A 1672-nucleotide genomic window follows, 5' to 3' on the forward strand; every position below is an offset into this window, starting at 1 on the left:
ACAGTGCTGCCCACCGCAGCCAAAGGTCCCTGGTATTTTCCGATATATTATCTACCACCTGCAAGGTATGATAAAAATTATCTTTATGTCCTTTTCCCTCGTACATCTCCACGCCTACCATATCGATCATTTGGGGGAAAATAATTTTGAGCAGGCCGGATTTATACAGGAGATCTAGTCCTACAGAAGGTTTAGGCGAGAGCATTATTCTATTGAACTCATCGGAGATCCGTTCCTGGGAAATGATCCTGATCCGTTCTGCATTTTCCTGTATAGCGGTGAAGGCGGTTTCTTCTATGGTGAACTGCAGCTGGGATGCGAACCGGATGGCGCGCATCATGCGCAGGGGATCATCGCTGAAGGTTTGTGCCGGCGCCAGGGGTGTGCGGATCATCTTCTTATCGAGGTCGCTGAGTCCTTCGAAGGGATCGAGCAGGGAGCCGTAATCTATGTCGCGGAGGCTGATGGCCATGGCGTTGATAGTAAAATCGCGGCGGTTCTGGTCATCCTGCAGGGTTCCGGCGGATACCTGGGGGTTGCGGGATTCTTCGCGGTAGCTTTCCTTGCGGGCGCCTACAAATTCTATTTCCAGGTCGTTCAGTTTCACCTGGGCCGTGCCATAGGTTTTGAAGAAGTTAACGGGAAGGTTGTCGCCTAATCTTTCTGCCACTTTGTGTGCGAGGGCGATACCATCGCCAACGCATACAATGTCCATATCTTTTGTTTTTCTTCCGAGCAGTTTATCCCGCACAAAGCCCCCGATCAGATAAGCGGGAACGCCCAGTTCGTGGGCGGCCAATGCTATCTTTTCGAGCACTTTTCTTTCCTGCAGGGAGCAGGGTATGTCCAACGGCTTGCTGCTGATCATATTTAAATATTCCTGTTAATTTTTATTCTTTGTCGGAAACCAGGGCGCAAAGGTAATAAATAAACAATTTTAATCCCGGATTATCACGATTGAACCGTCTTTGTTTATCCGGATGATCCGGGAAGCCACGGCGGCGGTATCTTCATTTTGCCGGTGTTTCACCACATAATCTACGCCATTCCGGATGGCTGCAGCTACCTCGCGGAAGCTGGCCGGGGAGGGTTCCCCGCTAATATTGGCGGAGGTGGACACCAAGGGTTTGCGGAGCCTTTTGATAAGGTGGCGGCAGAACGGGTCTTTCACGATGCGGATGGCAATGCTGCCATCTTCGCTGATCACGTTGGGCGCCAGTCCGAGCGCGCCTTCATAAATAACGGTAGTTGGGCGGGTAAACCCCGCGATGATATCGGCCATATCGGGGCGGGGATTTGCCACATGATGCAGCAGGTCTTTCACATCTGCCAGCAATATTACCAGGCTTTTGCTTTCGCTTCTTTTTTTGAGGGCAAAAATTTTCTGTACGGCTGCTTCATCGGTGGCATCGCAGCCGATGCCCCAGATGGTGTCTGTAGGATAAAGGATAAGTCCGCCGGACCGCAGTACCGGCATGGCTGCACTGATATCGTCTTCAAACATTTATATTTTCTTATTTAATTGTTTATATACTTTCATCATGGCGGCGGCGCATTTATCGGGGGTAAAGCGCTGTGCGTGCTGCCATCCTTTTTGCTGCATTTGTTTTACCAGGGAAGGATTTGTGGTCACCTGCGTCATGGCATCCGCTATAGATACAGGGTCCTGCGG

1 protein-coding gene and 1 pseudogene are annotated in these 1672 nt (G+C 50.7%); both read right to left on the reverse strand.

Annotated features, from left to right (window positions below; all coding sequences use genetic code 11):
* Positions 1-868, reverse strand: a pseudogene (locus VN105_RS06470) (CCA tRNA nucleotidyltransferase); the annotation flags it as partial.
* A 69-nt stretch (positions 869-937) separates the two neighbouring features.
* A complete protein-coding gene (locus tag VN105_RS06475; protein ID WP_325639077.1) occupies positions 938-1504 on the reverse strand; it encodes an L-threonylcarbamoyladenylate synthase in 567 nt (188 codons plus the stop codon).
* Positions 1505-1672: the final 168 nt, after the last annotated feature.

The organism is Chitinophaga sp., assembly GCF_035564935.1.
In the GTDB taxonomy this organism is placed as follows: Bacteria; Bacteroidota; Bacteroidia; order Chitinophagales; family Chitinophagaceae; genus Chitinophaga.

Coding starts and splice junctions, on each gene's coding strand:
- VN105_RS06475 (WP_325639077.1), bottom strand. CDS start 1,504: ATGTTTGAAGACGATATCAGTGCAGCCATGCCGGTACTGCGGTCCGGC.